22 protein-coding genes are annotated in these 22,594 nt (G+C 63.6%); 5 read left to right on the forward strand and 17 right to left on the reverse strand.

Going from position 1 to position 22,594, the window contains the following annotated elements:
• From LB523_RS04265 to LB523_RS04280, 4 genes are read right to left on the reverse strand one after another with little or no spacing between them, the layout of a single operon-like run.
• Positions 1-804, reverse strand: a complete 804-nt coding sequence (locus LB523_RS04265; RefSeq protein WP_224601075.1) for a nucleotidyltransferase family protein — start codon at positions 802-804, stop codon at positions 1-3.
• Complete coding sequence (locus tag LB523_RS04270; protein ID WP_224601076.1) at positions 804-1,901, reverse strand: glycosyltransferase; 1,098 nt, start codon at positions 1,899-1,901, stop codon at positions 804-806. The genes LB523_RS04265 and LB523_RS04270 overlap by 1 nt, the downstream gene beginning before the upstream one ends.
• A gap of 14 nt (positions 1,902-1,915) precedes the next feature.
• On the reverse strand, positions 1,916-2,512 hold the full coding sequence (locus tag LB523_RS04275) for a histidine phosphatase family protein (RefSeq protein WP_140844516.1): 597 nt from the start codon (positions 2,510-2,512) through the stop codon (positions 1,916-1,918).
• Positions 2,509-3,612, reverse strand: a complete 1,104-nt coding sequence (locus tag LB523_RS04280) for an inositol-3-phosphate synthase (protein WP_140844510.1) — start codon at positions 3,610-3,612, stop codon at positions 2,509-2,511. Before LB523_RS04280 ends, LB523_RS04275 begins: the two co-directional genes overlap by 4 nt.
• Positions 3,613-3,765: 153 nt before the next feature.
• On the opposite strand from LB523_RS04280, the gene LB523_RS04285 reads away from it, so the two are divergent.
• On the forward strand, positions 3,766-5,514 hold the full coding sequence (locus LB523_RS04285) for a hypothetical protein (RefSeq protein ID WP_224601077.1): 1,749 nt from the start codon (positions 3,766-3,768) through the stop codon (positions 5,512-5,514).
• Here LB523_RS04285 and LB523_RS04290 read toward each other — a convergent pair whose 3' ends face one another.
• The 9 genes from LB523_RS04290 to LB523_RS04330 form a co-directional block, all read right to left on the reverse strand.
• The gene (locus tag LB523_RS04290) at positions 5,515-5,700 is read right to left on the reverse strand and encodes a hypothetical protein (protein WP_224601078.1); all 186 of its coding nucleotides are present in this window, start codon (positions 5,698-5,700) and stop codon (positions 5,515-5,517) included.
• 78 nt (positions 5,701-5,778) lie between these two features.
• On the reverse strand, positions 5,779-6,840 hold the full coding sequence (locus tag LB523_RS04295) for a UDP-glucuronic acid decarboxylase family protein (RefSeq protein ID WP_411966434.1): 1,062 nt from the start codon (positions 6,838-6,840) through the stop codon (positions 5,779-5,781).
• Complete coding sequence (locus tag LB523_RS04300; RefSeq protein ID WP_224601079.1) at positions 6,837-7,946, reverse strand: glycosyltransferase; 1,110 nt, start codon at positions 7,944-7,946, stop codon at positions 6,837-6,839. Before LB523_RS04300 ends, LB523_RS04295 begins: the two co-directional genes overlap by 4 nt.
• Positions 7,943-9,037 carry a glycosyltransferase gene (locus LB523_RS04305; protein ID WP_224601080.1) on the reverse strand — a complete coding sequence of 365 codons (1,095 nt, stop codon included), beginning with the start codon at positions 9,035-9,037 and terminating at the stop codon, positions 7,943-7,945. The genes LB523_RS04300 and LB523_RS04305 overlap by 4 nt, the downstream gene beginning before the upstream one ends.
• Positions 9,034-10,161, reverse strand: coding sequence for a glycosyltransferase (locus tag LB523_RS04310; RefSeq protein ID WP_224601081.1), 1,128 nt, complete (start codon positions 10,159-10,161; stop codon positions 9,034-9,036). The genes LB523_RS04305 and LB523_RS04310 overlap by 4 nt, the downstream gene beginning before the upstream one ends.
• 2 nt (positions 10,162-10,163) lie before the next feature.
• Positions 10,164-11,264 (reverse strand): glycosyltransferase family 4 protein, encoded by a 1,101-nt coding sequence (locus LB523_RS04315; RefSeq protein WP_224601082.1) that lies wholly within the window; start codon positions 11,262-11,264, stop codon positions 10,164-10,166.
• Positions 11,249-12,541, reverse strand: coding sequence for a TIGR04295 family B12-binding domain-containing radical SAM protein (locus tag LB523_RS04320; protein WP_224601083.1), 1,293 nt, complete (start codon positions 12,539-12,541; stop codon positions 11,249-11,251). Before LB523_RS04320 ends, LB523_RS04315 begins: the two co-directional genes overlap by 16 nt.
• A complete protein-coding gene (locus tag LB523_RS04325) occupies positions 12,538-13,611 on the reverse strand; it encodes an NAD-dependent epimerase/dehydratase family protein (protein WP_224601084.1) in 1,074 nt (357 codons plus the stop codon). The genes LB523_RS04320 and LB523_RS04325 overlap by 4 nt, the downstream gene beginning before the upstream one ends.
• Positions 13,608-14,714: an NAD-dependent epimerase/dehydratase family protein gene (locus LB523_RS04330; RefSeq protein WP_224601085.1), complete on the reverse strand. Its 1,107-nt coding sequence runs from the start codon at positions 14,712-14,714 to the stop codon at positions 13,608-13,610. Before LB523_RS04330 ends, LB523_RS04325 begins: the two co-directional genes overlap by 4 nt.
• A 189-nt stretch (positions 14,715-14,903) precedes the next feature.
• On the opposite strand from LB523_RS04330, the gene LB523_RS04335 reads away from it, so the two are divergent.
• Together LB523_RS04335 and LB523_RS04340 are read left to right on the forward strand one after the other, a co-directional pair.
• A complete protein-coding gene (locus LB523_RS04335) occupies positions 14,904-15,176 on the forward strand; it encodes a hypothetical protein (protein ID WP_140833344.1) in 273 nt (90 codons plus the stop codon).
• 226 nt (positions 15,177-15,402) lie between these two features.
• A complete protein-coding gene (locus LB523_RS04340) occupies positions 15,403-15,609 on the forward strand; it encodes a hypothetical protein (protein WP_095768905.1) in 207 nt (68 codons plus the stop codon).
• Between the two features lie 243 nt (positions 15,610-15,852).
• Here LB523_RS04340 and LB523_RS04345 read toward each other — a convergent pair whose 3' ends face one another.
• Positions 15,853-16,176 (reverse strand): hypothetical protein, encoded by a 324-nt coding sequence (locus LB523_RS04345; RefSeq protein WP_224601086.1) that lies wholly within the window; start codon positions 16,174-16,176, stop codon positions 15,853-15,855.
• Between the two features lie 208 nt (positions 16,177-16,384).
• On the opposite strand from LB523_RS04345, the gene LB523_RS04350 reads away from it, so the two are divergent.
• Together LB523_RS04350 and LB523_RS04355 are read left to right on the forward strand one after the other, a co-directional pair.
• The gene (locus LB523_RS04350) at positions 16,385-16,879 is read left to right on the forward strand and encodes a DUF6894 family protein (RefSeq protein ID WP_224601087.1); all 495 of its coding nucleotides are present in this window, start codon (positions 16,385-16,387) and stop codon (positions 16,877-16,879) included.
• Positions 16,880-17,163: 284 nt separating this feature from the next.
• Positions 17,164-17,544 (forward strand): response regulator, encoded by a 381-nt coding sequence (locus LB523_RS04355; protein ID WP_224601088.1) that lies wholly within the window; start codon positions 17,164-17,166, stop codon positions 17,542-17,544.
• An 11-nt stretch (positions 17,545-17,555) separates the two neighbouring features.
• Here the strand turns inward: LB523_RS04355 and LB523_RS04360 are convergent, their stop codons facing one another.
• Genes LB523_RS04360 through LB523_RS04370 form a run of 3 tightly spaced genes read right to left on the reverse strand, consistent with a single transcriptional unit; the run spans position 17,556 to position 22,546 of the window.
• Positions 17,556-17,930: a response regulator gene (locus tag LB523_RS04360; RefSeq protein WP_224601089.1), complete on the reverse strand. Its 375-nt coding sequence runs from the start codon at positions 17,928-17,930 to the stop codon at positions 17,556-17,558.
• 34 nt (positions 17,931-17,964) lie between these two features.
• Entirely contained in the window at positions 17,965-21,537 is a 3,573-nt protein-coding gene (locus tag LB523_RS04365; RefSeq protein ID WP_224601090.1) for a CheR family methyltransferase, read from the reverse strand.
• Entirely contained in the window at positions 21,491-22,546 is a 1,056-nt protein-coding gene (locus LB523_RS04370) for a chemotaxis protein CheB (RefSeq protein WP_224601091.1), read from the reverse strand. The genes LB523_RS04365 and LB523_RS04370 overlap by 47 nt, the downstream gene beginning before the upstream one ends.
• Positions 22,547-22,594: the final 48 nt, after the last annotated feature.

Below are 22,594 nucleotides of genomic sequence, written 5' to 3' on the forward strand. Positions count from 1 at the left end.
CTAAGCTCCTTCGCCTGGAAGGGTTGGCACCGTTGAGAGATCTTGCGATGCGAGCATCGGCGGGGTCTCATCTTCAACGGCATCGTTGCTTTCGAGCAGCCTGAGCGCCGTGCGATATCCATCGAAAGTGCCGACGTCGACATAGGCCGTTCCGGCCTTTACGCCGTAAGCCTCGCCTCCGGCTGCGAGATAGGCGTTGACCAGCGTGCCGAAATACTCGTCGAAGCCCTCGCGCTGGCGCCACAGTGCCGCGAGCTGGTGGAAGATACGGCCAGGCATCTTGAAGGCGCCCCAGACCCAGTTTGTTGCGGCATCAGCTTGCTTGACCTGGATTTGCTCGACACGTCCGCTCTGATCCAGGACGACGGCGTCGAACAGTTCCGGGCGATCGACCGGAAACATCAGAAAGGACAGCCGGTCGTCGGCCAGGCGGCAGAAGCCGTCCTCGGGGAACCAGATGGTGTCCGGCAGGCCGATCAGGACCGTTTCTTCCGGCGTGACCAGCGGCTCGGCACGGAAGATCGCATCGCACAGTCCGATCGGGGAGGGCTGCGCGACGAAGATTGCTGCGGCGGTGTCATAACCCGCGGCATAATATTCGAGAATGTCCGACTTGCCGGAACCGATGATGAAGCAGATGCGGTCGACGCCGTTTCGGACCATCCGCCGCACCAGATATTCGCTCACCGCGCAAGGGCGCTCGGTCTGCCCGTCCAGCCGGCTGCCGACCGGCAACAGCTCCTTGGAAAAACCCAGCGGCTGAATGCGGCTGCCGCGGCCCGCGGCAGGCACGATCCCCAACATCAGACGGCTTCCTCCATTGCTCCACTTGCCATGGACGCGGCGGCGTTCAAGATGCGATCGAGTTCGGCGGCGCGGTGGGCGGACGTGTGCTCGTCGAGGACGCGTTCACGGCCGCGGCGGCCAAGCGCCTCGATTTCGTTGTCCGACAGGCCAAGCGCGGCGACGACATCGCCGGTGGTGTGTGCCAACAGAATCTCGCTGCCGGGCGTGAAGAAGCTGTCGAGGCCGGCCCAATCGTCGGAGATGATTGCGGCGCCGCAGGCGGCTGCCTCGAACAGCCGGCCTGACGGGCACCAGCCCTTGCGCGCCATCGCCTCGCGGGTGACGTTCAGCGTCAGGCGCGAGGAGGAAAAGAAGGCGGGGTGATCCGCCGGCGGCAGGTGCCTGACGAAGAAGATATTGCCGCTCCATGGAAAGTCCGCTGGATATTGTGCGCCGCCGATGATGAAGCGGCGGTTCGGCAGTTGGGCCGCTGGAGCTACGAGCAGTTTTTCCACGGCCGCTTGCCGGTCCTCGGCATAGGTTCCGAGATAGGAGAGATCGCCGGCGAACTCGGACCGTGGCCGGGCCGGCCGGTGCCGGTTGGGGTCGACATGTCCGTATAGCGGCAGGACATGGCGCACGCCGAGAATACCCTTCAGCGCATCGATCGCCGGTCCTCCAGTATAGCTCAGGATCAGGTCGAAATCGCGCAGGCCATCCGGCTCGAAATAGGCCGGATAGTCACCTTGCTCGATTCTCGCCAGCGTTACCGGTGTATCGAGATCGTAGAACACCTTCAGCCCGCGGCAGCTCTCGTTGGCGAGCCGCGAGGCCCTCACGGCGTCCGGACAATAAGAGGTGACTATGACCACGTCGGCCTCCCGTATCGCGGCCTCAGCCTCATGGCGGATACTCTCCCAGTCCGGGTAGAGAATGATGTTGCAAGCATCGAGCCGGTCGAGGTCCCTGGCACCGGCGTAATAGGGCGTGTCGCGCTCGAAGAAGCTGATCGACCAGCCAAATGGGGCCAGAGCGCCTATCAGCCCGCGCCAGAGCGTGGCATGGCCGTTGCCCCATGAGGACGTGACGGTGAGACCGAATATGACCATGCGCATCGCCGGCCGCTCCGTCAGGGGAGTTCGTTGAGGCGGATGAGCTTGGAACCCCAGTCGCCATGAACGACTGTGGTGATCGAGGCCGGCGCGATATCGAAGCGGAAGCAGTCGCCGAGCTGCAGGCCGAGAATCGCGCATACGGCCGCCTTGATGACGTCGGCGTGGCTGATAAGGGCGATGCACTGACCCTGCCCATTCTCGCGCAACGCGTCCATCAGGCCGACGATCCTGTGTTGGACGTCCAGCATCGTCTCGCCGCTCGGCGTGCGGGCGCTCTGGCGCTGGTCGTTCCAAAGCCGCCAGCTTGCGTCGCCGTTCAGTTCTTCGAAGGTCTTGCCGGACCACTCGCCGAAGTCGATCTCATCCAGTTCTTTGCAGATCGCGATCTTCTCGACCTCGCAGGCGATCGCGATCGGCTTCGCGGTCTCCAGCGTGCGTTCGCGCGGACTGCTCAAGATGGCGGCGAGCGGCTCGCGCGCCATGCGGCGCGCGAGATGCAGCGCCTGCGCCTGTCCGGCCTCGCCGAGGCGAACGCCATCGAGCCGCCCGGCCAGGTAGCACCCGACATGATCATGAGCCGCGTGGCGGATGAGAAAGAAAGTCGTGGTCATTCGGCGGCATCGAGCAACGGCTCGTCCCCGCCGGCGATGAAGGCCAATGTGCGCAGGCGCGCCTCGGCGTCGGTGAACTGCTGGGGCGGCGACTTCATGAAGTAGCTGCTGGGGCCTGTGAGCGCGCCGGCAATGCCACGGTCGAGGGCCAGCTTTGCGCAGCGGACGGCGTCTATGACCACGCCCGCGGAATTGGGCGAATCCCAGACCTCCAGCTTGAGCTCGGCATTGAGCGGCACGCCGCCGAAGGTGGTGCCTTCGACCCGTATATAGGCCCATTTGCGGTCAGTCAGCCACGGGACATGGTCACTGGGGCCGACATGGATGTTGCCGGCCTCGAGCGGGACATCGATCTGGCTGGTGACGGATTGCGTCTTGGAAATCTTTTTCGATTCCAACCGCTCGCGCTCAAGCATGTTGAGGAAGTCGGTGTTGCCGCCGAAGTTGAGCTGATAGGTGCGATCGATGCGCACGCCGCGCTCCCGGAAGAGATTGGCGAGCAGCCGGTGCACGATTGTTGCGCCGACCTGGCTCTTGATGTCGTCGCCGACGAGGGGAAGACCGCGCTCCTCGAAGCGCTGGCGCCATTCCGGCCGCGAGGCGATGAAGACAGGAATGCAATTGACGAAGGCGCAGCCGGCCTCAAGCGCGCATTCGGCATAGAAGCGCGTCGCCTGTTCGGAGCCGACCGGAAGATAGGATATCAGCACCTCGACCCCGCTCCCCCGCAGCCGGCCGGTTACGTCTGCGACCGGTTCATCCGACTCTTCGATCTCGTCTCGGAGATATTTGCCGATGCCGTCGAGTGTTGGGCCGCGCTCCACACGGACGCCGGTCGGCGCGACATCAGCAAAACGGAAGGTGTTGTTGGGCGCGGTGTAGATCGCTTCCGCCACATCGCGCCCAACCTTGTTTTTCGCGACATCGAAGGCACAGACGACCTCAATGTCGTCGACATGATAGCCGCCGAGGTCGGCATGCATCAGCCCGGGGATCGGCTCGTTGCCGTTGGCGTGGCGATAGTAGGAGAGACCTTGCACAAGAGATGACGCGCAATTGCCCACGCCAACGATGCCGATGCGAACTTTCTTCGATGTCACGAAACCGCTGCCTCTTTGCTGAAGGTAAGTTCCTCGCGCCGAACCGGGAGCGACCTCGAATGTTCCTTCGCGCCGCGAAAAATTGCTGAGCCGGATCTCGGATCAAAGAGGCGCGGCTTCGCGTTGGCGGCCAGACGGGGGGATAGGAGCCGCATGATCGTCTTCGGCGACCACAAGCGAACGCGCAGCGCACAACAGCTGAGGGAAGCTGTCTTGGCCGCAGCGGCAGCAATCGGCGATCTGCCCGCCGGTATCGAACGTCACGCCGCCGTGGTCGATCTTTTCGTCAGCGCCTCCGAACTTGTGCAAGGCCTTGCCGATGCGGAATTCGACACCAGGGGTGCCGATTGCAATTCGTCGACACAGAAGCTGGGTTGGGAAATTCTCGTCGAGTTGTCGGAGGAAGTGCTGCGATCCTGGCAACAAGGATTTGTCAGGAGCGGAGCGCTCGACCCGTTGCTGCTTGCGAAGCTTGCCACCATCGATTGTAGCAGCGAAATAATCACCGGCCCGGCCGAAGGCTACGCGCTTTATGCGCTATATCCGGAAACCTATCTGCTTGCGGCGCTGCAGTCCGGCCTCGACGCAAACACCTGCGTCATCGGGATCCGCAGCATCGGTCTAGGTCTCGCGGCGATGGTCGCCGCCGCGCTGCATGCGCCGCCGCCCATCAGTGTGAGGCCGATCGGGCACCCGTTTAGCCGCCACATATGCGCCGCGCCCGAACTCCTCGGCGGCTGGCGCGACAGACCTCATGCCAAATTTGCCATCGTTGATGAAGGTCCGGGGCTCTCCGGCAGTTCCTTTCATGCTGTCGTTGCCTGGCTGCGCCGGCAGGGCATCGATCAGGAGCGCATTCATCTGTTCCCGAGCCACCGCGGCGGGCCGGGCGTGCAAGCTTCGGCAGACATGCAGGCTATTTGGAGCCACTGCTCACGCCATGTCGCGGATTTCGAAGCGGCCTTCGATGGATACGTCGCGCCGAACCTTCGCCACTGGGTGGCGAACCTGCTCGGCAAGCCCGATGTCGAACTGAGCGAGATTTCCGGCGGCGAATGGCGCAAGCATATTTCCACGCCCCCGGAGCATTGGCCTCCGGTGTTTGCCGGCTTTGAGCGGCGAAAATTCATGGCGCTGGCGGGCACGGAGCGTTGGTTGGTCAAGTTCGCCGGTCTCGGCGGGACCGGGCAGCACAAGCTGCACACGGCGAGGTCGGTGCACAGGGCCGGTTTTGGAACGCAGCCTGCCGGACTCTGCCACGGCTTCCTGATCGAGCGTTGGACAGAGGCGGACAGGCTGGATCGGACAGAGCTGGCCAGGGACCTCCTGGTCGAATGGCTTGGACGCTATCTCGGCTGGCGCGCTGCCGCGTTGCCGACCGAAGAGGCCGGCGCCCCGCTGGATGGGCTTGCGGACATGGCCGTGCGAAACTGCAGGGAAGCCTTGGGGGAAGGGCCGGCCGAAGCATTAAAGGGTTGGTTCGGCCGCCACTCCTCACATCCCTTCCTGCGGAGGATCGAGATCGACGGACGCCTGCACGCGTGGGAATTTCTGGTTAGGCCGGACGGAACCCTGCTCAAGACGGACGCCGTCGACCATTGCCGCTCGCACGACATTGTCGGCTGTCAGGACATAGCCTGGGACATTGCAGGCGCGAAAGTGGAATATCAGCTTTCCGACGCCGAGCTTTCGCGGCTCATCCAAGGCATTGAGGCACAAATGTCGCGTGCCGTCGATCATTCTTTGGTGGACTACATGGAGCCCTGTTATCTCGCCTTCCAGCTTGGGCTATGGACGATGGCCGGACAGTCGACACACGGCGATGAGCGGGTAAGGGCCACGCGCGCCGCCGACCGCTACGAAACCGGGCTTTCGCGTTTTATCGAGCGCGCGAGGACCTGATCAGTCCAGCCTGCGCAGCATGTCCGCTTCCTGTTCCAGAATTGTGGCCACTTCCTCGCGCTGCAGATGTGTCATCATGAGGCTGACGCAACATTCGAGATAGGTGATGGAGGCTCGCCGCAGGAACGCGGCGGTTTCGGCCGCCGCCATCTCGTCGATGTCCTTGATTGGTCGCTTCGGCTGCACAGTTCTTCTCCATGACGGTTGTCATGTCCAACCGCAATCCCGGTCGGTTGTTCCGCTACGGCGAAGGAAGCCACCGCCTCAGAGCTGAAGGTTCCGAACTTTTCCGGCCTCAGTCCTGTTGACCGGAGCGATGGGCTCCATCGCGAGGTCGTCGAGGCTCGAGAAAAAGGCGATGGTTTGCAGCAGGCCTTGCCTGAGAGGCACCTTGGGCGACCAGCCGAGAAGCGCCCTTGCGCGGCCTATGTCGGGCCGCCGGCGGCGCGGGTCGTCCTGCGGCAAGGGCAGGAATTTCACGGGCGATTTGGTGCCGGTCATCTCCCGAACCAGCCTTGCCAGTTCGAGGATCGAAAACTCGCCGGGATTGCCCAGATTGATCGGCTGTCGCGGATTGGGTTCGACATCCATAAGGCGCCGCAATCCTTCGATCATGTCGCTGACATAGCAGAATGACCGGGTTTGCCGGCCGTCGCCGAATATCGTCAGCGGCCGTTTCTCGATCGCTTGCATGACCAGGTTGGACACGATGCGGCCGTCGGCCGGATCCATTCTGGGACCATAGGTGTTGAAGATGCGGGCGATGCGAATATCGGCCATCTCGGCCCGCAGATAATCGAAGCAGAGCGTCTCCGCGGTGCGCTTGCCTTCATCATAACAGGCGCGCGGTCCTGTGCAGTTGACGTGGCCGACATAGTCCTCGCGCTGTGGGTGCTGTTCCGGATCGCCATAGACTTCGCTGGTCGACGCCTGCAGGAAGCGGGCGCCGTTGCTTGCGGCGAGCTCGAGCAGATTGAGCGTTCCGATCACACAGGTGCGCGTGGTGTGGACCGGATCGGCCTGGTAGCGGGGCGGCGATGCCGCGCAGGCCAGGTTGAAGATGCGGTCGACAGTCTCGCCGAGTTCCAGCGGGACGCAAACGTCCTGCTCGATCAGCCGGAACCGGGCTTGGCCGATCAGCGAGCTGACATTCTCCATTCGGCCGGTAAGAAAGTTGTCGACGCATATGACGCGATACCCTTCGTGAAGCAAGGCCTCGCATAAATGCGAACCGAGGAAACCGGCACCGCCGGCGACAAGCGCCGTCTGTGTCTGCTGAACCCTTCTTGATCGCCGCATCTGCAAAGTCTCCTGTCTGCTATTCATGCTGCACTTTCCACGTTCAGATCGATCGCCGCGCGCGCATGGACAGACTGGGTCAAAGCCTGAACGAATTCACGCGCCCGAGCGCCGCCGGTGTGGCTTGCAAGCACCGCCTCGCGTGCCGAACGGGCCATATCGAGTCTGGCCTGCTCCGATTTGGTTGTGAGGATTTCCTGCACGTCGACGGCACTGGCTGCGGTCTCGATCGTCGATTCCGGGAAGAAGCTATCGAGACCGGGCCAGCGGTCGCTGATGATCGGTGTGCCGCAGGCAGCGGCCTCGAAGAGCCGCACGCTGGGCGACCATCCTGCCGCGATCATCGACGCGCGCGTAAGGTTCAGCGTGTAACGCTGGCGGCTGTAGAAGGCGGCATGTTCGGCGGGCGGCAGGTGCTCGATCCGCTCGACATTGTCCGGCCAGGCGATATCGGACGGATATTGCGAGCCGGCGACGACGAAGCGGCGCTCCGGCAGGCGCCGCGCCGGCTCCAGCAGCAGCGTTTCGAGGGCGAGCTGCCGGTCGGCGCTGTATGTTCCAAGATAGCCGAGATCCCATTCGATCGCGTCTCTGGTGCGATGGTGTCGCTTTGGATCAACCGAGCAGTAGAGCGGCTCCGTTCGGCGGGCGCCGAACTCCGATCTGAGGCGCTGCAACGTCGGTCCGCCGGTGAAGGAGAAGTAGACGTCGAAATAGGGGATCTGCCTGCGGGCAAGGTAATCGCAATTGTCCTCGGCAACCCGCGCCAGCGTCACCGGCGTGTCGATGTCGTAGAAGCAGAACTGTCCAGTGCACAGCGAAGCGAGGTCGTCGATGATGGCCCTGCCTTCCGGCACGAAGGAGCCTATCACTACCGCGTCGGCACGCTGCAACTCCTGCCGGTGATTGCGGGGCAGCTCGGAGACTGTCTGGTAGTAGCGCAAGTCGCAGAAATCGGGATCGCGCAGGTCCCGGTGATGCGCGTACCAGGGCACGTCGCGTTCGAGGAAGGTGACGCGATGGCCGAGCTCGTTGAGCGCGCGCAGCAGTCCCCGGAAAGTCGTCGCGTGGCCGTTGCCCCAGGATGAGGATAACGAAAGTCCGAGGAAAACGATGTCGAGCGGTTTCGTCATTCCGCGGCCTCCATTGCCCGGCGCTCGAAATGCGCCTTGAAGATGTCGTCCACCAGCCGGGCTCTCAGCGTGTAGGTATGCTCGGCCAGAACGCGCCGCAGCGCTGCGGCGCCGATCGCCTTCGCCCGTTTCGGGGTCAGCGTGCGCACCATCTCGGCGACGTCGGCACCGTCCCGCGCGACCAGGATCTCTTCGCCTGGGGTCAGGAACAACTCGACGCCGAGCCACGCGTCGGTGATTAGGCATGCGCCCGCGCCCGCCGCTTCGAAGACACGTGTCGCGGGCGAAAACCCGTTGGCCGCCATGCTGTCGCGGCTGATGTTGAGCACCGCCTTCGGCGTCACGTTGAAGGCGTTGTGATCGCGCGTACCGACATGGCCGAGCCACGAAACGTTCGCCGGCAAGGGCTTGTCGCCCCAGCCGGATCCACCGAGCAGGAAGCGTTGGCTGCCAAGCACACGGGCCGGATCGAGGAAGAAGGCGTCGACGCGCGCCTCGCGGTCGGGCAGCCGATTGCCGAGAAAAGCCAGGTCGCAGGCAAAGCGCGGATTCGCGACGACCGGATGATGTGTCTCAGGATCGAGCGCGTTGTAGATCGGCACGCATTCCGCGGCGCCGAGCGCGCGATAATCCCAAACCACGGGATCGCCGCCGCCATAGGTCAGCACAACGCCGATCCTCTTCAACGCCTCATGCAGCGGGTGTTCGGCATGATTGCGCAGCTCGCTTAGGGTCGCCGGCGCATCGACGTCCCAGAACACGGTCAGCGCATCCGGGCGAGCGTTGTCGAGAACCGCATGCAGCAGCGCCTCGTCCTCGAAACCGACGCCGCTTGCCTTGACCACGACGTCTGCCTGCGCGGCGCGCGAGGCGACCTGCATCAGCGCATGCGCTGTCGGCTCATAGACGACGACGCTGCACCAGTCCGGCGCCTCGATATCGCGATGCTTCTGGCGATCGTAGACATCGGGCTCATAGAAGACGATGTCATAGCCGCGCTTCGACAACGCCTTGAGCAAGCCCCGATAATAGGTGGCCGCGCCGTTCCAGTAGGACGACAGAAGGCTCGATCCGTAAAAGGCGATCTTCATGCAACGGCCTCCCTTGCAGGTTTGATTTCAGCGACCTCGCGATTGCCGCATGCGGCGAGGATGTCGAACAACTCGTCGACGCGGTGCCGGCATGTGTGGCGCGCAAGGATGGTTTCCCGGCCGGACGCAGCCAGCGCCTCCGCACGCTGGCTGTCGTTCAGCACGTCGCGAAGGTGATCCCGCATCTCGGCGCCGTTACGGGCGAACAGGAAATCCGTGCCGGCACGGAACAGTCCTTCGACATCCGACCATGGCGCCGAGACCAGCGGAATGCCGCAGGCCATCGCCTCGAACATGCGTATGGTCGGAATGCCGGGCAGGCTCTCCCGATAAGGCCGGCGGGGGATGTGCATGGTGACGCGATGCCTGGCGAAGCTCTTCGGCACGTCGGCATTGGCAATCCAGCCATCATAGCGCAGCCCTGCCTCGGCAAGCGCGGCGCGGGCGCCGGTCGGATAGCGCACGCCGTGCACGGTTCCCGACAGCGCGAGAGCGCTCGCCGGCTCGATCAGGAACTCGGCGATCTCGGCACTGCGTTCGTCGTCGCCCCAATTGCCGATCCAGACGAGGTCGGAGACGGGCTCGACATCCGGGCACGGCTTGAACAGCCGGTCGTCCGCCGCCTCATGCCAAGTGAAGACCCGTTTGCCCCAGCCGGCCCGAAGATAGCTCTCGCGCAGCACCTCGCCGAAGACCAGCACTCCGTCATAATGCTCGAGCTGAAGTGCCGCTATCGCCTGCGTCGCCGATACGGCACGGTGATGAGTGTCGTGGAACAGGAGCGTGAAATTGCCATAGGCTCGCGCCTGTCCGATGCGCGCGACAAGATCCTTGTCCGTCCATTCGTGGACGATCACGACATCCGCGCCGGCGAGCCAGGCTTCGTGCGCGAAGCCGGGCCCATAGGTCAGCGCCATCAGCTCCGGGAAATCTTTGCGGAAACGCTCGATGGCGAAAGGGCCTTGCTCGGCAAGCAGATTCGATCGGCTCCAGCCGTCGGCGGGCTCCAGCGCGACCGCCTCATGTCCGCGCGCGACGAGCTCGCGCATGATGCCGCGCTGGAAATGCGCGTTGCCGTGATTCCAGTCGGAAACGGCGGAGTGGGTGTAAAACAGGAAGCGCATGGTCAAAGCCCTGCCATGGCCGTCGCCGCCCGGTCGTAGACCTCTCGCATCCGCGCCGTCTGGGCGCTGAGCGAGAATTTGCGCGCCCTTCGGGCGGCGCGCTGACCGAACTGGCGCCGCAAGCTTTCGTCATGCGAGAGCCTGGCGATGCAGCCGGCAAGCGCGTGGGGATCGCGCGCGTCGAAGAACGTCGCTGCTCCGTCCCAGATCTCGCGGTAGGTGGCGATGTCTGCCAACACCAGGGGGGTGCCCGCAGAGGCTGCCTCCAGGGCGGCCAGCCCGAAAGGCTCGTAGATGGACGGCGAGACAAACATGCTGGCCCGCGCCATCAATTGCCGAACCTCGCAATGGCTGATCGAGCCGAGCGAGATGCAATTGTCGAAGAACAGGCGCTGTCCGTCCGGGCCTTCCGTTTCGCCTGCGGCGAAAACGGGAGGGCCGCACAAGGCAGCCGCGGCATCGAGCGCCAACCCGTTTTTACCCTCATCCCACCAGCGGCCGGCAGCGAGAACGAAGGACTCACGGTGCGCGCCTGCCGGGCCGGGGAGCGCGCCATTGTGGACGACGCTCAAGCCGGCGATCGGACCGTAGCAGGCTCCGAGCATGGCGGCATGGCTTCGGCTCGGCGCGACAATGGCTTCGGCGCGGTCGAATCCGGCCCGGTTGCGCTCTCGTTGCCAAGCCCAATCGCCCTCGGGCGCTTGCGCCCGCACTGCATGCAGCCATGTGACCACGCAGGAATGCGATACCGCGACGATCGGACAAGTCAGCTCGAGACCGGCTGCCTGCGCCGGCGCATTGAGGTGTATGAGATTGATTGCATAGTCCGACGCAAGCTCCTGCAATTCGCTGGGCAACCGGTCGAGATCTTTCGTGTCACGCGTCATCCAGTCCGGCGGGCATTTGAGCCAAACCAGCGTGGCGAAGGACCGCGCCTCCCGGGCCTGTTCGGGGGAAGGTTCGGGTCCCAGCCCGGCAAGCACGATGCTGTCGCCGCTGGCCGCCAGCTCTCGCGCCAGATCGAGCGAATAGCGCCAGACTCCGCCGACGGCGTCGGTCGTCATCAGAATGCGCCGCGGACGATGGGTCAGTGATTGCAGCATGAGGACTCCAACTCAGCCAGCGCATGCGGACGCTGGTCCTGGATGTCGCTGAAGGATCGGAAGGAGGCGAGGTAGTGCTCATGCGCTCGCTCCCAGGCAATATCGTCGGGCTCGCCCCAGAGTTCGCGGTAGCTGGGCGAGCTCGGATATGGATAGAGCGGCACGGGCTCGTTCGCCCAAACACCGTGATCGATGAGGTGCTTGCGCCAATGGTCCACCAGCGCCGGGTCGTCCTCGACCACGCCGATCAGATTGGCCTGAACGAAAGGCACATGGCGACGGGCATCGACCAAAAGCGCGGCCAGATCCTCCGTGTCGAGCCGGCATCGCTTGGCGAGCATCGCACGGCCCTCGACGGTCAGGCTTTCAAGGCCGGCTTCGATCGAGACGCAGCCGGCCTCGCCGAGCAGCTTGAGCAGGTCTGGCTTCCACAGGTCGATGCGGGTCTGGACACCGAACTGGATATCGCGATCGACCAGCGCTTCCAGCAACGCCTTCTGCGGCAGGAAGATTTCATCGATGAAATAGATGTAGCCGACCCCTTGAGCGATCAAACCGTCGATCTCGGCTATGACGGCGTCGTGCTTCCTGCGCCGATACGCATCGCGGAAATCGATCTTGGCGCAGAAGCTGCAATTATAGGGGCAGCCGCGCGACGCTTCCACCTCGGCGCCGGCGCCCTTCTGGTGGGCATCGAACCTGTGGTGGTGGTGGCCATGCGCGGCGATCCAGTCGGACGGCCAGGCGAGCGCAGGATGATCGACGAACGGGCTGGCATGTACCCCGCCATTGCACACTGGAAAGTCGTTTTGGAGCCGGGCCGTATGCGCAACCTTGCTCCAGTCGCTTTGTCGTGCAAGCTCCGTCACGACCTCTTCGCATTCACCGCGCACGACGACATCGACGCCGAGCTTGCGCAGGGTCGGCGCCGGTGTTGCCGAGCCATGCGGTCCGACCGCCACCGTGAGTCCGCCGCGCCCGGTGAGATGATTGAGGAATTCCGCCGGCACGCGCAGCTCGGGCGGCGCGCAGCGCCAGAACAGATAGGTCGGCGCGGTTGTCACGACGGTCATGTCCGGTGCGAAAGCCGCAACGCTTTCCGCAAGCGCGGCGTTGTCCAGCCCTTGCAGCAAGCCGTCCAGCATCAGCACGTCGTGCCCTTCGGCTTCCAGCATCGCCTTCGAGTAGCCGAGCTCCAGCGGTAGATGCGGCTGGCGACAGCCGAAATAGATGCTGTGCTCGTATGTCCAATGAGGATTGACCAGCGCTACCTTCATGCGACGTACCTCGTGGCTTCGGAGTGCGGTTGGAGCCGATGCCGCAGCAGCCAGCTGGCGAGATCGCTGACGCCTTCGCGCCATGGGACACGCGCCTGCCAGCCGATCGCTGCTTGCAGCTTGCGCGTGTCGGCGACGAAGAAGGGTTGGTCGCCAACGCGCTCGCGGTCGTGGCGAAGCGCGACATCGCTGCCTGTCATGTCGGCGATCTCCGCCAGCAGCACGCGCAGGCTGACCGCATTGCTCGGGCCGCCGCCCAGGTTGAACGCCTGGCCCTTGAGGGCCTCAATCCTGGCCAACACGCCGCGATAGGCGGCTACGGCATCGGACACATGCAGGATGTCGCGCACCTGCCTGCCGTCGCCGTAAACGGTAATCGGCCGGCCGGACAAGACGCTGAGAAGAAAATGCGCGACCCAGCCCTGGTCCTCGGTGCCGAACTGGCGCGGCCCGTAGATGCAGCTCATGCGCAGCACCGCTGTCGGCAGTCCGTAGGATTTGGAATAGTCGAGCACATACTGATCGGCCGCGCCCTTCGAGCAGCCATAGGGCGTGCAGAAATCAAGGCCAACCTTCTCATCGACCCCGCCCGCGCGCACCTTCTCGTCGAGCGGCTCGTAGTGATCGTCGGCTTGCCGCACCGCGATCTGGGGCAGGCTGCCATAGACCTTGTTGGTGCTGGCGAAGACTACCGGGGCGCCGGTGCTGCGAGCGGTCTCCAGCACGTTGAACGTCCCCTTGAGGTTGATGTCGAAATCCTGCGCGGGATCGGTCAGGCTGGTCGTCACGGCGGTCTGGGCGGCGAGGTGAAAGATCGCCTTTGCCGGCGCCAGCGCCGCTGCCAGTGCGCTGGCATCGCGTATGTCGACGATTTTAGCGCTCAGCCGGTCGCCGTGCTTTTGCGCCAGCCAGTCGAGATTCTGCTCGACGCCCGGGCGGCTGAGATTGTCGACGACCAGCACGGGCTCGCCGTCGGATAGCAGGCTGTCGGCCAGGTTGGAGCCGATGAAGCCGCTGCCGCCAATGACGGCTATCGGTGCCTTGCGCGGATGCCGGTGGCCCTGGGTCATGAGACCAATCCCCGCTCTTCCAGCTCGCGCCGCATGTCCGCGCCGCGGTCGATAACGACGCTGTTGCGAACCCATGCCGCGAATTCGCCGAGCGAATCTTCCAGTCGATGCTTCGGCTCAAAGCCGAGCAATTCGCGCGCCTTGGCAATGTCGGCGAAGCAGTTGCGTATGTCGCCGGAGCGCGCCTTGCCGAGAATTTCGGCGGGGCGCTTCGGAACGCCCATGGCCTTGGCAAGCAGCCGGGCCACCTCGGTGATCGAATAGGCGCGGCCGCTGCCGATGTTAATGGCGTGGCCGGCTGCCTGGCGTTGCTCCAGCGCCAGGCGGAACGCGGTGGCCACATCGCGCACATGGACGAAATCGCGCTTCTGCTCGCCGTCCTCGAAGATCGTCGGCTGTTTGCCATTGGCGAGGCGCGAAGCGAAATTGGCGAGGACCCCGGTATAGGGATTGGAAAGCGCCTGTCCGGCGCCGAACACGTTGAACAGGCGCAGTGCAACGGCATCAAGGCCGTAGGCCTGGCCGAAGATCAGCACCGCGCGTTCCTGCGCATATTTGGTCAGCGCGTAGATCGAGGCGAGATCGGGCCGCTTCTCCTCGTCCGTCGGAAGAGGCGACAGTGGTCGGCCGGTCGCCGATACCAAATCCCAGCGGCCCTCCTTTATATCGGCAGGCTTTCGGCGCGCATTGTCGATCCGCTCGCCGTCCGGAGTCTGATAGAGGCCTTCGCCATAGATGCTCATGGAAGACGCCACGACGATCCGCTCGACCGGATGCTTGATCAATGTCTCCAGCAGCACCGCGGTGCCGAGATCGTTCGCGCCGACATAGCGGGCGATCTCGTACATGGACTGGCCGACGCCAACCTCGGCCGCCAGATGGATCACGGCATCGGCGTCGGAAACCGCTTCGGCGACAGTGTCGCGGTCGCGCACGTCGCCCTTGATCAGTTCCGCCCCCGCAGGGAGGTTGATGGCTTCGGCGCCGTGCACCTGATCGATAAGCGCATCGAGCAGGCGCACCTGATAGCCATGGTCGGTGAGTTCCTGGGCGACGTGGCGGCCGATGAAGCCGCAACCTCCCGTAACCAATACACGTTTCACGATGACTCCCTTGTGGACTTGGCTCCGGCGCCCCGAACTGCGCGGCAAAAGGTTTGTTCCCTGCTTCAACAAAGTTCCCGTCGCAGGAGGTGCCGCAGCTTCGACAGGGAGCCGTTCCACCATCTGGAACATTGCCTGTTGGCTGCCGTTAGGACCGCTCATCGGTCCCCGCTGCAGAAAGGAAAGTCCATGTCCGAGGCCAAGACGACCACCAATCACGACGAAATCCGCAAGTGGGTAGAAGAACGGAATGGCCAGCCGGCTGTCGTTCGCACGAAAGGCAAGGGCGGCATTCTGCGCATCGATTTCGGCGAGCCCGAAGACACGCTCGAGCCAATCGAATGGGACGAATTCTTCCGCATCTTCGACGAGAACGATCTCGCCTTCCTGCATCAGGATAAAGCCGGCAGCGGTGGAACGAGCCGCTTCAACAAGTTCGTCGAGCGCAGCCAGAAAGGTTGAGAGGCGGAAAACCTGGCGCCGTTGGAGGGGAGGAGGCCCTATAATGGCGCGCGGCAGGCGGGGTCAGGCTGCCGCATTTATTCCGCTGAGCTCAATCGAGCGGCTGTCCGTCGGCCTGGGCGTCGCACCAAGATCGTAGCCATCCCCGGCGCGGGGTTCCCGAATGGCGTCGGCAGTGGGAACCGCGTGGGCGCTCCGGCTGTTGGATCAGCAAGGAGCAATGACCATGGGACTCTTTTCCGATCTGAACAAGAAGCTGACCGAAAACCTGTACGCCCATGGCAGTTATCTGAGCGATCCGAGCGCCGACCTGCCGCGGCGGGTGGAGGAGACGGTCAACCTTCTGATGCCCTTCGTGCGGCCGGAGGCCCGCGAAACGGTGAAGCTGCAGATCCTCGGCATCATCCACGAGCATATCTATGACGAGGACTGACAGCGGCGACTGCTCGATCCGCCGGAGACGCTAGCCGAGGGACCCTTTCAGCCGTTATCCCGAACGCCGGGATCTGCCTTGCTTTTCGGCGTCGCGGAGCAGCCGCACGATGGCGTCCACCGGAGACGGGTCCGTGGTCGGCTGCGCTTTCCAGCGCCATAGATGACGAAACAAACTTCTCAAGCGCGGCATCGCAATTACCTCCTTGCGCTATCAAACCTGGGACGGGGAACGATGTTCCTTTCATACCTGGCGGAAGATCGCGGCGAGCAGAAACACAACCGCGGCCAGGACGACCAGCGCCACGATCACCAGCACCGGGCCGTTCCTGCGCGGCTGCAGGCCGGGCGCGTTCTCTGGCGGCCGCATCGCGTTGGCAAAGCTTGCCTGGTTGGTGAAGCTCGGTTCGCGCGGCCCTGCCGGCTTGGCGGAAGTCGGGACATCGCCGGCCTCGGCATCCGTCTCCTGCGGCGCCGCCGCAGGGTCGAACCCAGGGGTCTTGTCCTGCGTCCTGCCGGCCTGGATTTCGCCGCGGACTTCGGCGGGCGTGCGTTGGTTGGGTGACATTCGGCGCCTCCTTTGTTTCCAAACCTGCTTCCGGCCCGGCTGTTCCAACCGCGCCATTAAGACGGATATCGATCAGGCGCTGCCTTCGAGTTCATCGCGAGCGTTGCGGGATGTCGGGCGCTGCTATCCAAGTCGATTCTCGAACTCCGGCGGAACTTTCGGAAGCAGGGGAGCTTTGTATCCTCGACACGGAGACGAAGAGGCAGGAATGCAAGTTCTCGACACAGCGATACATGCCGGTCGTGGAAACGTGACGGTCGAATTTCTCGGCGAGGGCGGGGAAAAGATCGTTGTCACCATGATTGTGCCCGACCCGTTGCCCGGCGATGCCGCGCTTGTCGATCGCGCCAAAGAGTTGATGATTCAGTGCGCTGCATTCGGCGGCCGGTCTGCGCAAGGCAGCCAGGACGGGCCCGTGGATGCCGTCCGGCCCGCGGTCGAGAGGCCAATCGACGTGGGCCAGGATCTCTACACATTCGAATATCGCGACGGTGGCAGTTTGAGGCGGCTTGAAGGGGTGGAACTGCCCAACCTCGAAGCTGTTCATGATGAAGCGCTGCGCTCGGCGATCGATCTTCTCGACGATCCGGCTGCCGAAGCCCGGCGGGAGGGCTGGGCGGTTCGGGTTCGCGGCGGCGACGGCGATGTAATCTTGTCGGTCGATTTCGATGAGGCAAGGCGGGAAAAGGCCGCCGCATTGTGATGGAGGCAAGTCTGTGAAAGATCGGACGATAAAGACCTTTATGCCCCTGCACGCGATTGCCGCCGCACGCGGCGATGGGCTGAGGCCGGAATTTCTTCGCCTGTTCGAGGCCCGCGCGGCCTTGTCAGAGCTCGATGTGATCCAGCTCAGCCGGGGCGAGGACGCAGGCTTGGACCAAGCCGGCCCGAATCCTATCGGCAGCCGCGCAGCCGTTTGCGGGCGAAATGTCGTGCGCTTCCCTGGCCGGCGGAGTACAACAAGCCGTTTGCCAGGAGGAGGTAAGCGTGTCAGAGGACATCGTCATGCAAGCGCCCCTGGCACTGATCATTGAAGACGAATATCTGATCGCTTGCGACGTGGCGGATGGCTTAAAGGCGCTCGGTTACGAGGTGGCCTGCGTGGCCTCGGAGCGGGCAGCCGCGACCTGGCTGGACGACAACCAGCCCGATCTGGCCATCATCGACATCCAATTGCTCGACGGCCAAAGGGGGACCGCCGCCGCTCGCCTCAAGGAGGCGGGTGTGCCTTTCGTCGTGCATTCGGGCTACGATCCGGCCTTCCAGTCGCCTGTCTTCCATGGCGCGCCTTTTCTGCTGAAGCCTGCGCCGATCCGGCATCTGGTCGAGCTTGCGACCCGGTTGGTAGGCGATCGCACCATGTCGTAGGTGAGGCTTTCTCAGTCCGGCGCATCGCTCTTGCGGAACCGCGACACCGCTTCGATCAACAGGTTGTAATCGACTGGCTTCGACAGCTTGGGCTTGTCGCGAAACCGGTCGGGAAAGACGGTGACGCTGTCGTAGCCGGTGAGGAAAATGAAAGGGACACCGCCGAGCGTGAGATGCTCGGCCAGGGGAAAGCTTTGCTCGCCTCGAAGGTTCACATCCAGCACGGCTCCGTCCAGAGCAACGCCCTCGATTTGTGCAAGCGCCTGTCTGACCGTGGGTGCGGGGCCGATCACTGTGCATCCTGCTTGGGTCAACTGGTCGGCGAGGTCCTCCGCAAGCACAAATACGTCCTCGACCACAAGGACATTCAGGCCGGACAAGAGCATGTTGTGTCCACTCCTCATTGCTCAGCGGCAAATGTCAGCGACCTGTGCCTGACGCCAGCGGAATTTCTATGTCGCATTCCAGTCCGGAGCGTTCGAACCTCAGATCGACCTTCCCTCCCAGCTCGTACTCCAAACTTTGCTGGATGAAGCTCGTTCCAAAATTCCGCTTTGGCGGCTCTTCGACGACAGGTCCGTCGATTTCCCTCCAGCGGATTGACAGAATGCCCGGTTTGTCGGTGTTCCAGGCTACTTCGACGCGACCGTCCTCTGTCGATAGGGCTCCGTATTTCGCGGCATTGCTGGCAAGCTCGAAGAACACCATGCCGAGTGTCGCGGCCGCGCTCGCGCCCAGCTGCAAAGGGCTTCCGAGGATGATGATATTCTGGCGCTCCTTGCTGCTGTAAGGCGACAGGACTGCCCGCAGCAACTGCTCGAGATCGGCATCCGTCCAGTTGTAGGAAGACAGCACGTCGTGCGTTCGACCCATTGCCTGCAGCCGCTGCTGGAAGGACGTGAAAAAATCGCCCATCGAACTGGATGTGCGAACCATGCGGGACGTCAGCGCGGTGACCGTGGCCAGGATATTCTTCACGCGGTGCTGCAATTCGTGCAGCAGCCTTTCCTGGCTGCGCTCGGCCTCCTTGTGACTGGATATGTCGACCAGCGCCGCAATGGCGCCGCGGACCTTGCCCTTTTCGTCGAACAGCGGGTTGGCCGACATCATAACGTCGATTGCGGTACCGTCCTCATGCTGGATCCTCGCTTCATAGCCCGGAATTGCCCTGCCGGTGCGCATTGTCTTGAGCAGCGGCTGGTCATCGGTGCCTACCTTGGTTCCATTGAAAGTCAGCGGCAGGATCGCGGGCACGGATATCAGCTTGGTGCCGGTAGCGGGCCGACCCAACAGCTCCGCCGCGCGCCGGTTGGCGCGGATCTCCACGCCGGCGCCATCCTCGGCGATGAAGATGCCGATCGGCACGAGATCGAGCAGGGCTCCCAGGCTTTCGCCGCGGTTGCGCAGGTCATGCGAGAGCGCGCCGATCCTTTTCTCGGCCTGCGTGATCTGGGTGATGTCGACGAAGGTGACGACGACGCCCGCTATGATATTGTCGACTGTCCGGTAGGGCAGCACCCTCATGATATAGCTCTGGCCGTTGTCCATGCCCTCGACCTGCCGCTCGATCGTGCCAAGCCTTTGCAGCACCTGTTCCATGTCGGCCTGCAAGCCGTCGGCAGTGAAGCGCGGACGGACATGCGCCAGCGGCCGTCCGACATCGCTTTCCACCAGCCGGAACAGGTCGCGCGCGGTCGGCGTGAAGTTCTTGATGCAGAGGTCGCGGTCGAGGAAGATGGTGGCGATTTGCGTGCTTTCGAGCAGGTTCGCCATGTCGTTGTTGGCGCGGGTGAGCTCGTCGACGCGCAGACTGAGCTCGGCATTGACGGTGTGCAACTCCTCGTTGATCGACTGGAGCTCCTCTTTCGAGGTCTCCAATTCCTCGTTGGACGACTGCAGCTCCTCGTTGATCGAGGAAAGCTCCTCGTTCGAGGATTTCAGCTCCTCATTGGAGGATTCGAGCTCCTCCGTCGTGATCTGCAGACGCTCCTTGGTTTCCCTCAGCTCCCTTTCGAGCTGACTGACATTGGCGCTTTCGACATCGTCGGTTGTGTGGACGGCCTCGTCCTCGGCTTCCGGCTTGATCCCGCCGACATCCCGGAAGACCAGCATAAAGAGCGGGTCGGAAGAACCATCGCCCGGAAGCGGCTGCACAGCCAGGCTGATCGTCTGACGCCCGCCATTGGTGCCGATGCTGATCTTGTTCTGGACCGCCACCTGTCCGGTGCTTACGGCCTTGTGGAGCGCGGCCCTCAGATCCATGCGCAACCCGCGACGCGCCATGGAGAAGACGTTGTGGCTGGGGGCGCCGGCAGCGAGCTCCAGATATTTGCCCGTGCCGCCTGAGCTGTGCATCATCTCGCCGGCGGCATTCACGATCACATAGGCCGGCGAATAGCGCTCGACGAGCAAACGCTCCGCGGTTTCCTGCAGGGTTCCGGCCGTTGCCCGCCGGCGCGCACTTGGATCCGTCGATCTCGCCGCGGTAGCGAGCGGGAATTCCGGCAACCGATGTGCGGTGGCCCCGTTGCGCCTCTGGAAGATGCGGCTTGTCTTATCCACCGTCGAGAACAGCTGTGGATGGCGCGTGACGTTCTCCGAGGAACCGAGAAGGAGATAGCCATTGTTGCGCAATGCGTAGTGAAAGATCGGGACGATCTTTTCCTGCAGTTCCGGGCCCATGTAGATCAAAAGGTTGCGGCACGCGATCAGGTCGAGCTTCGAAAAGGGCGGATCGCGCAAGAGATTGTGCACCGAAAACAGGCAGATCTCCCGCAGGTCGGCGGAAATGCGGTACGTACCGTCCTCGCGCGAGAAGAACTCCTTCAGCCGCTTCGGCGTTATGTCCGGCGCGATCGTCGCCGAGTAGCGGCCGGCGCGCGCTACTTCCAGCGCGCGCTCGTCGATGTCGGTGGCGAAGATCTGTAAGTTGGGCGAGGCGGCGCCGCGCGGCGCGTTTTCTTTCAAGAGCATGGCGATCGAATAGGCCTCCTCGCCGGTGGCGCAGCCCGGCACCCATACCCTGATCGTCTCGCTGGGTTTGCGGTTCTCGAACAGCCGGGGAATGACCACACGCTCGAGAGCGTCGAAAGCCTGCGGGTCGCGGAAGAAGCTGGTGACGCCGATCAGCAGGTCCTGGAACAAAAGATCGACCTGCTGCGGGTCCTCGCGTAGCCGCTCGTAGAAGACGGTGGGATCGTCGATCTGCAGCACCAGCATGCGGCGCTGGATGCGCCGCAAAATGGTGTTGTCCTTATAGCCGCTGAAATCGTGGCCTGTGCGCGAGCGAAGCAGGGCGGCGATGCGGGAAAGCTGTTCGGTCACTTCGCGCTTGCGCCGGTCCCGCTCGGTCTCGGTGCGGCTCGCGTGGGTGAAATAGCTGACCAGCTTGCCGGCCATCTCCTCAGCCGGAAGCACCATGTCGACCAGGCCGCTCTGGACGGCGCTGCGCATCATGCCGTCATATTCGGCGCTCTCTTGCGCAAGCGTCAGCCCGCCGCGCTCCTTGATGGCCCTCAAGCCGACGGTGCCGTCACTGCCGGTTCCGGAAAGAATGATCCCGGCGGCGTTCTCGGCCTGCTCCTGCGCAAGCGAGATGAAGAAATCGTCGATCGGCGCCCGTCTGTCGCGCGCGGCCGCGATCTTGACCAAGTGAAAGCGCCGCTCTTCAATCCTCACCGAAACACCTGGCGGGATCACGTAGATGTTGTCGGGTTTGACCTCTACGCTTTCGGCAACTGTTTGCGTTGCGATCGCGGTTGAGCGCTGGACGATGCTGGCAAGCGCACTTTCATGCTCGGCGTCGAGATGCTGGATGACGACATAGGCGAAGCCGCTGTCGGCGGGCACTTCGGGAAAAAAGCTCCGCAATGCCGCGATGCCACCCGCCGATGCGCCGATGCCGACAATGGGGAAGGACGCCGGCTGCTTTTCGTCGTCGCGCGAACTAACCCTTGCCTTGTGAGTACTTGCCTTCCGCGCTGACTTCGCCATTGCCCCTTACCTGAACCCGCCTGCTTCCGAGGATGCGTTCGATCACAGCGGCATCCGCCTCATATTCCTTCGCCCGCCTGCCCATTTCGGCGGCGAGTCCGGAGCGGCGCTTCGCCCGCTCCCGCTCTGCCATACGCCTGGCAAACGCCGCCCGCTGCTGATGCGAGCGGAGCAGGCTCCACAGGATCTCTTCGGCCTCCACCGCCTGCATCTCCATCACCGCGTCGGTGGTGAAGGCATGCCCGGTATGGCACCGATAGCGCAGCATGTCACCGTCTTCGATCTCCCACAACGGCCCGTGACATTCCGGGCATGTGAACACCGACAATTCGCCAAGTCGATCCGCTTCCTGCATCGTCGAATGCTCCTGCGCGGCAATGGCCGCTTCCAATCTAACCGCCGGCGGGGGAGGAAAGGATTCTCCGGCCGGCTCGACCGCAAGTTTTGCCAGCAAAGGGCCGAGCTCGGCAGCGGGCAGGCAGTGGTCGACCTCGACATAGCGCAGCGCGCTTTCAATCATTGCCGGCACCAGCGCGTCCTTGGGGTGCTGGACGACTGCCAGCCCGCCGACTGATTTGACGGCCCTCAACCCGGCGGTGCCGTCAGAAAGCGCGCCCGACAGCAGAACCCCGATGACGCTCGCGCCGTAGCTCAGCGCCGCCGAGCGGAACAAGGGGTCGATGGCCGGCCGGGCAAGATTCTCGCGCGGGCCGCGCCGCAGCATCATATGATCATCGTGAAGGAGAAGATGGAACCCGGGCGGCGCGACATAGATGCAGCCGGTCCTGAACTCTTCGCCGTTCGTTGCCGGCTGCGTTTTGAGCGTGCCCGCGCGGTCCAGGATCTCCGGCAGGCAGCTGACCTGGCCGATATGCAACACGACAAAGATGGCCGCCGGCAGATCGGCCGGAAGGTTGGCGACGATCTGCTTCAACGGCTCGATTCCGCCGGCCGACGCGCCGATGACGATGATGTTATGATGGTTGGATAGACCTCTGGAACGGGCCATTCCGCTACGAGCCTCCAAACTGGGCTGTAAGAAGTGTTCCGTTGGGGT

It is taken from the genome of Mesorhizobium sp. ESP-6-4 (assembly GCF_020164735.1).
Classification (GTDB): domain Bacteria; phylum Pseudomonadota; class Alphaproteobacteria; order Rhizobiales; family Rhizobiaceae; genus Mesorhizobium.